Origin of the sequence: Candidatus Chordibacter forsetii, assembly GCF_964187505.1 — a bacterium.
Lineage (GTDB): Bacteria > Verrucomicrobiota > Verrucomicrobiia > Opitutales > Seribacteraceae > Chordibacter > Chordibacter forsetii.
Genome location: NZ_CAXLML010000171.1, coordinates 1 through 8,690 on the forward strand (window position 1 = coordinate 1; position 8,690 = coordinate 8,690).

The following is an 8,690-nucleotide window of genomic DNA, read 5'->3' on the forward strand; positions in this document are numbered from 1 at the left end:
TTGTATAAGGAATCAAAGGGAGATGCGATCATCACAACCGGTGTAGGGCAGCATCAAATGTGGGCTGCTCAATATTACAGGTTTAAGGAGCCCAGAACTTACATATCGTCTCTTGGTCTCGGTACCATGGGATTTGGATACCCAGCTGCCATAGGAGCAAAAGTTGCTCGACCAGACAAGGAAGTCATTGATATCGATGGGGATGGGTCTTTCCTCATGAATGTACAGGAACTTGCCACTGCCAAAATTGAAAAAATTAATGCCAAATGCTTGCTTTTAAATAATCAACATTTGGGCATGGTTGTTCAATGGGAGGATCGTTTTTACGAGTCTGTTCGTGGGCACACAATCTTGTGTGATCCGGAAAATATTGGTGGACCCGAGAACTTAGATGCTATTTATCCAGACTACATAAAAATATGTGAGGGATTTGGAGTAAAAGCAAGAAGAGTGAGTAAACGTGAGGACTTACAGGATGCAATGCGTGAAATGTTAGATGCGGATGAACCCTATTTACTTGAAGTTATTGTCCCCTTTACCGAACATGTTCTTCCAATGATTCCCCAGGGTAAATCAGCAAAAGAAATGCTGATTGATTAAAGAGTTAAATCTTCTCTAAAACACTAACCAGTTTCTCGAAGTAAACGAATTCGAGAAGGGTGTCGTAATTTGCGAAGGGCTTGGGCCTCAATTTGGCGGACTCTTTCACGGGTGACTCCCATTACTATTCCGATTTCTTCCAAAGTTAATTGCCTGCCTGGTGAATTCTCGGCAACCCAGATACAAGCTGATCTTAACCTCTCTTCAGGAGTGCCTTCAAAGCTTGGCAAACCAGAATCCATCACCATTGAATTTTTTTCTGACACACCTTAAAATAGCACCCATTGTGCTAAATTGCAAAGTTAGCAGGTGAACCAGATCCCTTAAGAAGGAAACAAACACGCTTTAAAATAGCACCCATTGTGCTAAATTGCAAAGTTAGCAGGTGAACCCAATCCCTTAAGAAGGAAACATTAAGGTTTTGCGATATCCTGGTCGCTAAGCGGATGACCAATGTTCATGTCAATAGATGCACATTGCCCCAAAATATCATTCCATCGACTCGGGCACATTCCATCACCTGGCCGGGCAACCCTTACATTTTCTGGGGTCAACCGATCGCCTTGCTGAATAGGATTTGAAACGAGGATGGAACGTTTAAATTTGGCAGATTCCTGAGGACATTGTGAACCAGACATTGCCTCATGGGTAAGCCGAACAGCACTGACCAATTCTGCAAATTCCTGAGGAAGCATGGAAAAGGCACCATCAATCGAAGATTCATCACGATCCAAGCACAAATGTTTTTCAATTACTCGGGCACCCAAAGCGGTAGCGGCGACGGCAACTAAATGTCCAAGCGAATGGTCGGACAGTCCAAACTTAACCTTATAATCGCTTTCCAATAAAGGCATCCTGTGTAAGCAAAAATCGCTTGGTTTAGCAGGGTATTCACTTACACAATGAAGTAAAATTACTTCGGGACACCCCGCACCTTTTAAAACCTTCAATGCATTGAAAATTTCCTGGCTTTCTGAAACACCAACACTTGCAAGTACAGGTTTTTCCGTTTTACCAATACGCTCAAGAAGAGGAAAATGATTCATTTCAAAAGAAGCTACTTTATAAAGAGCTGGCTGCATCGATTCCTCAAGAAAATCAACCGCCGATTCATCAAATGGGGAACTAAAGCAAATCATACCTTGATTCCTAGCTTCTTTGGCAATTAAGGGGTGCCACTCCCAAGGCGTCATCGCCTGCTCGTAGAGGTCGTGCAGAAGCTTACCCTTCCATAACCCAGTTTTTAGTTTAAATCTACTATCAGTGCCTCTAACGGTAATCGTGTCGGGTCGATAAGTTTGTAACTTGATTGCATCCGCTCCAGCTTCCTTGGCCGCAGAGACTAGCTTTAAAGCTTTATCTAAGCCTCCTCCATGATTGCCAGACAACTCAGCCACCACAAAGGGAGCTAATTTATCATCTAAGATGCGGGAAAGAATCTCCAACTTTTCTGAAATTAGGTCGGGAGAAAGTCCTGGAGCAAATGGGTAAGTTGATCTTCACTTAATGACTCACAATTTATATTGCTTGCATATTGGAAACCTTCCGCTAAGCCTCCTCCATGATTGCCAGACAACTCAGCCACCACAAAGGGAGCTGATTTATCATCTAAGATGCGGGAAAGAATCTCCAACTTTTCTGAAATTAGGTCGGGAGAAAGTCCTCGAGCAAATGGGCAAGTTGATCTTCACTTAATGACTCACAATTTACATTGCTTGCATATTGGAAACCTTCCGAGCAACTTACTCCTCCCAAAATCCCAATCTTATTACCCCAAAATGCCTGAACTGGTTTGATAATAAAATAATCTTCAAATTCGAGTACATTTCTGGCTTCATCTAGGGGAATTAATATTTCATGCATTTTCTCACCCGGCCTTAGTCCAATTACATCCTTTTGGGCATTGGGAGCCAAAACATTTGCCAAATTCCCAACCGTACAAGCAGGGATTTTAGGAACAAACAATTCTCCACCAACCATCGAGTCCAAGCTTTTTAAAACGAAATCTACCCCCTCTTTGAGAGTAATCAGAAAACGGGTCATTTCGGAATTTGTAATAGTGATTTTTCCAGATTCTCGCTGTTTTTGAAAAAGTGGAATCACACTACCTCGACTGCCCACAACATTGCCATATCGAACAACCGAAAAAGTGGTTCCCCCTGCCCCAGCATAACTGTTAGCAGCAATGAACACTTTATCAGAACATAGTTTTGTCGCACCGTATAGATTCACAGGATTGACTGCTTTGTCAGTACTAAGTGCAACGACTCTCTTAACATTGGAAGAAATTGCCGCTTCGACTATATTGGTTGCGCCGTTGACATTGGTTTTAATAAACTCATTTGGATTGTATTCCGCTGCGGGCACTTGCTTTAAAGCAGCAGCATGGATCACATAATCCACTTCCCGCATAGCTAATCTAAGTCGCTCTTTGTCCCTGACATCACCAAGGAAAAACCGTACTGAACTGTCCTGGAAATCAGGATCTGATTGCATTTCAGACTGTTTCCACTCGTCACGAGAGTAAACGATAACACGGCGTGGTCGATAAGTCCTAAGAACCGTCCGTATAAATTCTTTTCCAAAGGATCCAGTCCCTCCTGTAACTAAAATTGAAGTATCGTTTAACATTCTATACCTAATAAATATCTACCCACATCATGTGATAAACACTCAGCAAATACAATGAGATTTAATTTATCTCTAGAATGAAGAGGATAAATCTTAATTACTGTTCAACGAACTTCCCAAGGGCTTTTTTAGCAATGAATAGAGCCTGATCCAAATCTTCGTAGCTGAGGGCATTACTTATAAACCAATTATGGTGAGGATGGAAGTAGAGTCCTTCAGCAGCTGCAAACTTACAGAGCCCTTGAATTTGGTACAGGTCTTCATCTCCCTCAATCCAAGGGTAAGGCATCGATGGCACGCCGGTCATTTTTAATTTAATACCGTATTCCTGCCCGACTTCTTCAAGTTTTGAACAAAAGTATTTTCCTTTTTCAAGAACAGATTTTGCTACCAGGTTTTCTCTGCTGATCTGAAGAGAAGCAAGAGCAGCGGAAAATGCATATGCATCATTCCAACAACTTCCAGTAAGAAAGACATCAGCAGCACTTGTCCGAAATTTATCTTTACCGACACATGCTGAGATTGCGTAGCCATTTCCTAGTGCTTTCGAATATATAGCTAGGTCAGGACAGAAACCAAAATAGTTGTGAGAACCTGAATCATCCAGCCGCCAACCACAGCGAACATCATCTAAAACCAAAGCGGCATCATGTTGTTTGCACAACATTTCTACATTCTTCCAAAAACCCACAGATGGAAGTTCAGAAGGTCCAAAGGATGCATGATGATAAGGTGTTAAAATGACTGCAGCTACTTGGTTCGAATGATTAACCAGTAACGATTCCAGCTGGTGAAGATTATTCCATTCGAATTCTAAAACAAATTCACGATCCGAAGAAATACGCCCACCCATGCCAGGGTCGCACCATGCATCCACTCCATGATAAGCTCCTTTTGCTTTAATAATGTATTCTCTTCCTGTCTTTTCCCTTGCCACACGAATTGCCCAAGTGGTCAGGTCCGATCCATTCTTTGCGAACACCGCCCAGTCTGCAAAATCGATAAGTTCGACTAACTTTTCCGCTAATTCCACCATCAGAAAGTGTGGCTGATTAAAAACAGATCCAAGCTCCCGTTGTTTTTGAACAGCCTGCTCTATCGCTTCATGCCGGTATCCGTGAAGGACTGCACCAAAACCGCACATAAAATCCATCCATTCATTACCATCCACATCGGTGAATCGAGCACCCTTGCCTGATGAACAAAAATGTGGAAAGTCAAGCGGTAGTCCAGCTCCTGGAGCCATATGCCCATAAATTCCCGTAGGAATGACTCGATTGGCATTTTGAAATAGTAGGTCTGACTTAATTCTTTTCATCTTCCGGGGCGAGGTACTTCATTTTGTGCAATCCTTGAGACATATCCAAATTTATCAAGTAATGGAATTCTTCCTGAGAGTATAATTTCAGCGTTTGTAAGGCTCAGCCATGAATCTAAAGCTCCTAACGCCGCATTTTTAGCAACCTCTATATCATTAAAAGCCAAACAAGCTGAAGCACGGTCAAGAGAAGAACAGGCACCGACCTGCCAACCGTTGGAACCATCCATTTTAATAAGCCATTTTCTTTGCATCCCTTTAATTTCAAAAGTTAAGGTACGCGAACTTTCGTCGTCAAAAGCCTTTTTGGCAACAAGATGGTGATTTAAATAGCAACAGATTGCTTCGAGCGAACCATTCAACATTCCATGAATCTCTTTAATTTGAGAAGCTGATCGATAAGCCTTCCCCACCCTTGCCAAATTTATAACCGAACGAAATGTACCAGTTGGTGCGGTCAGGAAATACCTGATTTTAGGTAAAGCAAACCCGCCCTCAATTACTTTAACAAAAGATTTTGGACTAAAAATTAAGGATGTGCCAAAGGAGAATTCTCCTGATGGCAGAATACGGGGAACTAAGCTTTGAGAGTTTTTTGCTGAAAGGCATTCCACACCACAACCATAAATTGAACGTGCCGCTGCCCAAAGCGGTAATGTTTTGGATGTAATTAGGTCATTCATTCAACTAATTTAATCAAAGCATCCAAAAATAAGTTTGGGGATTCTTCTAAGGGAATTTCTACCCGCGGAATCGGTTGATTTTCTTCCAGAATATTGATTAGTTTGGAAATGGAATAGAAAGAGAGTATTGGACTTGTTTTGGATTTCCAGAAATTTAAATTATTGTTTTCTTGGGGCATGCCACCACCCGTCAAATCAAAGATCATCGGGCATCCTGTTACAATTGCTTCCGTGGTTAATCCTGCACCAGGTCTAGCGACCATAAGGTCGACAGCGCGTAGGAGACTTACCATTTCAGTTGCTCCTACTTGTGAAAGTGCTACGACATCCAAATAATCAGAGGGTGGAATCTTCCTAAGTTCCAACAATGTCTTATCATTAGATCCACACAAAGCGATAACTTGACATTTTTTTTGGGCCTTCATTAATCTCTTAATAATTGCAGGGTGGTGATTTACCCCATTTGCTCCTGTTCCTAAAAGATATACAGGCAAGTTAGGCTGTAACCCGTATTTACTCAGGATATTTAATCGATCAAAAGATCGATCTTGGATATAGAATGGTTTTCTTAGCAGAGGACCGGCAACCAGGCACTTTGAAGATGGCATCCCTCTTTTCTCGGCGGCAATACAACCTTCCTGGTAAGGGCTGGCAAATAAGTCTATATCGGGGTTCACCCAATGCCTCGAAAAACCATTACCGTCTGCCAATTCGCCGCAATAAACAACATAGGGTATAATTTTACTGTCAATGGTCTGAGAAAGTTTGAAGTATCCATGGTTCAAATGTGCATGAACGGAAACGATAATATCGGGAGAAAATTCTTTGATTTTTTTTATAAACTTTTGGGAGCCAAGAATTATACCTGGGTTTCTATGTAACGATGCAAGCTCAAGAAAATTAAAATAACCATAATGAAGAAAAGGCATTTTCTTCTGAATGAAATTATAAAGCTGACACCCTGATTTGTATCCCCAAAAGGTATTCTCTAATGGTTGATAAACCTGACAGTCACCACCTTTTTCACACCACCAATCTTGCAACGCATAGGCACGCATATTGTGACCGCCCCCAGTTGATGCACTTAAAACTAAGAGTTTCATCCCACTTACTTAATAACTGATGGGGAGAACAACAAACATCCAAATACCCCTTAAGGCATTGGATAGAACCATTATCTTTTGATGGAATGGACGAACAGACCGCTTCTTAACTTTGGTTCAAACCAAGTCGTCTTGGGAGGCATAATTTCTCCGGCATCTGCAATAGCTAGCAGTTGATCCATACTGACTGGATACAATGCAAAGGCTACAGCCATATCACCAGAGTCTACTCTACGAGATAGTTCATTAAGTCCACGTATACCTCCGACAAAGTCAATTCTTTCGCTTTTTCTTAGGTCTCCAATATCGAGAATTGGCTGTAATATTTTGTCGGACAACAATGTAACATCAAGGTCCTGAACCGGATTTTGAGAACGAATGCTTTCTTTGGGGCTAAGCCGGTACCACTGACCAGATAAATACATCGCAAACTCCCTCATACTGGAGGGTTTGATTGCTGAAAACTCGTCCTTTTGAAGATCGAAGTCATTAGCTAGAAGTTCAAGAAAAGCATCACTCGTTAAACCATTTAAATCTTTAACCACTCGATTGTAATCAAAAATTTTGAGTTGATCGTCAGGAAATAATACCGCCATGAAAAAATTATATTCCTCATCTCCTGTATGAGCTGGGTTTTTTTCTTTAAGATTTTGTCCAACACGGGCTGCAGCGGCTGTACGATGATGTCCGTCTGCAACATACAGTGCATCTACACGTTGAAAGGCTGAGGATATATCCACATTAGTTTGGGTATCTGAGCATGTCCACAATTCATGACGAATTCCATCTTCTGCAATAAAATCATAGGTTCTTTCTCCCTGTGTAATTCGTTCAACAATTGAATCAATCTGTTGTTGTCCCCGGTAAGAGAAAAAGACTGGTTCAGCATTAGCCTCAAGGGTTTCAACATGCTTCACTCGATCGTTTTCCTTGGCGGTACGGGTAAGTTCGTGTTTTTTGATCTTCCCCTCGAAATATTCCTCAAAATGACAACATCCAACTAAACCCGTTTGTGATCTACCATCCATGGTTAGTCGGTAAACATAAAAACTTGGTGATGATTCTTTAATCAAGACACCTTTATCCTGCATATCTAAAAAAGTCTTCTTACCCTGTTGGTAAACTTCATCAGAATATGGACTAACATTATCAGGAAGGTCGATCTCCGGTTTAATAACCCGAAGAAAAGAATTGGGAATTCCTTCCGCCTCGTCCTTAGCTTCTTTTGAATCAAGAACATCATAGGGTCTAGATGCAACATCTTGTGCATGCTCTTGGCGAGGTCGAATAGCACGGAAAGGGTTAAAGGTAATCATAAGGTCAGTGGTTGGCTCAGACCAAAGGGTTTAGCTCGGTGTGTTAGAAGAAGATTCGGACTGTTCGAATAGCACGGAAAGGGTTAAAGGTAATCATAGGGTCAGTGGTTGGCTCAGACCAAAGGGTTTAGCTCGGTGTGTTAGAAGAAGATTCGGACTGTTGTTTTTTAGCTGCTTTTTTAGCACGCATTTGTTGGATTAACTTCAATGCAGAACCTGCTGCAAGAGTGCTTTTGAGAGCACCAGCTTGGGGAACTGAACCCATGACTGCAGCTTGATTGGATGATTGCATGTCTTCCAGTATTTCTCTGCGAAGAATTGAGATTGAACGAGGTGCGCTGATACCAATTTTTACTGAATCTCCTTCAATTTTGGTAACAGATATCTCTATCTCATCACCTATTTGAATACCTTGATCGACTTTACGGGAAAGTATAAGCATGACCCTTCAGCTAAAAAATTTAGCTGCCACCGTCTGATAAATCCAAGAGGAAACGAGCAGAGTACTTATCATGGTTGTTGATGATACACTGCTTCGCTTTAAGGGAATTTCGGTTAACGATTACGGGTCCCACCAAATTTACAGAAATTTTCGAAGATTGTTCAGAAGGAAGGGTCACAATATTTAATATCATGGTGTCGTCACTACCAGTAATGCCCAAGATTTCCACATCAGCATCTGAAATCTCAACCGCATAATCCGGAATAATTCCACCTGGTTCAACGACGATAAATGCCAAACCATTCTTCTCTTCTTCCCTCAACCACATGAAAGGCAATTCTTCATGATCGTAAAATAACTCCATTGACCTAATTTCGGAGAAACCAAACAAACCTTGCGGCAAGATAAGTTGGTGACTTTTTTGAGAACTTTCAACCCCTTCTGTCTTAAGTTCTTCTCCTATATTTAGTTTCATTGAGAAAAGTTATTAACAAATTACAGGTAATTAAGCAATGAAGTATTAAGTAATTGAGCACCAACCTGCATTGCCGCTTGGTAAGCGGTTGAAACTCGGGTTAGTTGCATAATCGCCTCAGA

10 protein-coding genes and 1 pseudogene are annotated in these 8,690 nt (G+C 41.5%); 1 reads left to right on the plus strand and 10 read right to left on the minus strand.

Annotation, left to right across the window (positions count from 1 at the left end):
• On the plus strand, window positions 1–600 hold a 600-nt coding region (locus tag ACKPQ4_RS07210; protein ID WP_407680513.1), incomplete at its 5' end, for a thiamine pyrophosphate-dependent enzyme.
• Window positions 601–623: 23 nt separating this feature from the next.
• Here ACKPQ4_RS07210 and ACKPQ4_RS07215 read toward each other — a convergent pair.
• From ACKPQ4_RS07215 to fliW, 10 genes and pseudogenes are all read right to left on the minus strand, one after another.
• Window positions 624–758: pseudogene (locus ACKPQ4_RS07215) on the minus strand (sigma factor-like helix-turn-helix DNA-binding protein); the annotation flags it as partial.
• Between the two features lie 255 nt (window positions 759–1,013).
• On the minus strand, window positions 1,014–2,045 hold the full coding sequence (gene pseI / locus ACKPQ4_RS07220) for a pseudaminic acid synthase (protein WP_407680514.1): 1,032 nt from the start codon (window positions 2,043–2,045) through the stop codon (window positions 1,014–1,016).
• A gap of 11 nt (window positions 2,046–2,056) precedes the next feature.
• The gene (locus ACKPQ4_RS07225) at window positions 2,057–2,233 is read right to left on the minus strand and encodes a hypothetical protein (RefSeq protein ID WP_407680515.1); all 177 of its coding nucleotides are present in this window, start codon (window positions 2,231–2,233) and stop codon (window positions 2,057–2,059) included.
• Between the two features lie 11 nt (window positions 2,234–2,244).
• Window positions 2,245–3,231, minus strand: coding sequence for a UDP-N-acetylglucosamine 4,6-dehydratase (inverting) (pseB, locus tag ACKPQ4_RS07230; RefSeq protein ID WP_407680516.1), 987 nt, complete (start codon window positions 3,229–3,231; stop codon window positions 2,245–2,247).
• Between the two features lie 97 nt (window positions 3,232–3,328).
• Window positions 3,329–4,549, minus strand: coding sequence for an aminotransferase class III-fold pyridoxal phosphate-dependent enzyme (locus ACKPQ4_RS07235; RefSeq protein WP_407680517.1), 1,221 nt, complete (start codon window positions 4,547–4,549; stop codon window positions 3,329–3,331).
• Window positions 4,546–5,232, minus strand: coding sequence for a hypothetical protein (locus tag ACKPQ4_RS07240; RefSeq protein WP_407680518.1), 687 nt, complete (start codon window positions 5,230–5,232; stop codon window positions 4,546–4,548). Before ACKPQ4_RS07240 ends, ACKPQ4_RS07235 begins: the two co-directional genes overlap by 4 nt.
• Window positions 5,229–6,335 (minus strand): MGDG synthase family glycosyltransferase, encoded by a 1,107-nt coding sequence (locus ACKPQ4_RS07245; protein WP_407680519.1) that lies wholly within the window; start codon window positions 6,333–6,335, stop codon window positions 5,229–5,231. The genes ACKPQ4_RS07240 and ACKPQ4_RS07245 overlap by 4 nt, the downstream gene beginning before the upstream one ends.
• Before the next feature lie 71 nt (window positions 6,336–6,406).
• Window positions 6,407–7,651, minus strand: a complete 1,245-nt coding sequence (locus tag ACKPQ4_RS07250; RefSeq protein ID WP_407680520.1) for a DUF1015 domain-containing protein — start codon at window positions 7,649–7,651, stop codon at window positions 6,407–6,409.
• Between the two features lie 127 nt (window positions 7,652–7,778).
• Window positions 7,779–8,093: a carbon storage regulator CsrA gene (csrA, locus tag ACKPQ4_RS07255; protein ID WP_407680521.1), complete on the minus strand. Its 315-nt coding sequence runs from the start codon at window positions 8,091–8,093 to the stop codon at window positions 7,779–7,781.
• A 19-nt stretch (window positions 8,094–8,112) separates the two neighbouring features.
• Window positions 8,113–8,568: a flagellar assembly protein FliW gene (fliW, locus tag ACKPQ4_RS07260; protein WP_407680522.1), complete on the minus strand. Its 456-nt coding sequence runs from the start codon at window positions 8,566–8,568 to the stop codon at window positions 8,113–8,115.
• Window positions 8,569–8,690 lie beyond the last annotated feature (122 nt).

Coding starts and splice junctions, on each gene's coding strand:
- ACKPQ4_RS07245 (WP_407680519.1), bottom strand. CDS start 6,335: ATGAAACTCTTAGTTTTAAGTGCATCAACTGGGGGCGGTCACAATATG.
- ACKPQ4_RS07240 (WP_407680518.1), bottom strand. CDS start 5,232: ATGAATGACCTAATTACATCCAAAACATTACCGCTTTGGGCAGCGGCA.
- ACKPQ4_RS07235 (WP_407680517.1), bottom strand. CDS start 4,549: ATGAAAAGAATTAAGTCAGACCTACTATTTCAAAATGCCAATCGAGTC.
- ACKPQ4_RS07250 (WP_407680520.1), bottom strand. CDS start 7,651: ATGATTACCTTTAACCCTTTCCGTGCTATTCGACCTCGCCAAGAGCAT.
- fliW (WP_407680522.1), bottom strand. CDS start 8,568: ATGAAACTAAATATAGGAGAAGAACTTAAGACAGAAGGGGTTGAAAGT.
- pseB (WP_407680516.1), bottom strand. CDS start 3,231: ATGTTAAACGATACTTCAATTTTAGTTACAGGAGGGACTGGATCCTTT.
- csrA (WP_407680521.1), bottom strand. CDS start 8,093: ATGCTTATACTTTCCCGTAAAGTCGATCAAGGTATTCAAATAGGTGAT.